The organism is Streptomyces flavochromogenes (assembly GCF_000717595.1).
Classification (GTDB): domain Bacteria; phylum Actinomycetota; class Actinomycetes; order Streptomycetales; family Streptomycetaceae; genus Streptomyces; species Streptomyces flavochromogenes.
This window is the reverse complement of record NZ_JNZO01000114.1, coordinates 1-392: the sequence shown is the minus strand read 5'-3', so window position 1 is coordinate 392 and position 392 is coordinate 1. Positions and strand designations below refer to the sequence as shown.

Below are 392 nucleotides of genomic sequence, written 5' to 3'. Positions count from 1 at the left end.
GGTTACTTGCCGAGGGAGGCGACGCCGGCCTGGGCGAACTTCTCGTCGAGGTCGCCCGAGGGGGCGCCCGCGACACCGATGCCGGCGATCGGCGCGCCCTTGGCGGTCACCGGGGCACCGCCGGCGAGGAACAGGGTGCCGGGGATGTCCTTCAGGTTCGGGGCCTGGGCGAGGCGGCCGGCGAGGACGGAGGTCGGGGCGTTCCAGGAGACGGCGGTGTACGCCTTCTTCTCGGCCGACTCGTAGGACTGCGGGCCCGCACCGTCGCCGCGGAGGGTGACGATGGTGTTGCCGTTGCGGTCGACGACGGCCACGGAGACGCGCTGGTTCTCCTTCTCGGCGGCGTCCAGGGTCGCCTGCGCGGCCTTCGTCGCGGCCTCGACCGTCAGGTG

General features: G+C 73.5%; 1 protein-coding gene. It reads right to left on the bottom strand.

What is annotated here, in order from left to right:
- Positions 1-2: 2 nt before the first annotated feature.
- Positions 3-392: GlcG/HbpS family heme-binding protein (locus IF00_RS0140500; protein ID WP_030327149.1), on the bottom strand; the 390-nt coding region annotated here is incomplete at its 5' end.